This window comes from Limosilactobacillus reuteri, from assembly GCF_020785355.1.
GTDB classification, from domain to species: Bacteria; Bacillota; Bacilli; order Lactobacillales; family Lactobacillaceae; genus Limosilactobacillus; species Limosilactobacillus reuteri_I.
This window is the reverse complement of the sequence record NZ_JAJGVH010000050.1, coordinates 1-266: the sequence shown is the minus strand read 5'-3', so window position 1 is coordinate 266 and position 266 is coordinate 1. Positions and strand designations below refer to the sequence as shown.

Below are 266 nucleotides of genomic sequence, written 5' to 3'. Positions count from 1 at the left end.
TCGCTCATCGATACTGAGTTGCTTATGCTTTCGCTCATGGAAACGGAGTTACTCAAACTTTCACTCATCGAGACGGAATTACTTAAGCTCTCGCTCATCGATACCGAGTTACTCATGCTTTCACTCATCGATACCGAGTTACTCATGCTTTCGCTCATCGATACCGAGTTACTTATACTCTCGCTCATCGATACTGAGTTGCTTATACTCTCGCTCATCGATACTGAGTTGCTTAAGCTTTCGCTCATGCTTACTGAGTTACTCAT

The 266-nt window shown here is 43.6% G+C and carries 1 protein-coding gene; it reads left to right on the top strand.

Going from position 1 to position 266, the window contains the following annotated elements; genetic code table 11:
* On the top strand, positions 1–266 hold a 266-nt coding region (locus LMB56_RS01940; RefSeq protein WP_229287855.1), incomplete at both ends, for a hypothetical protein.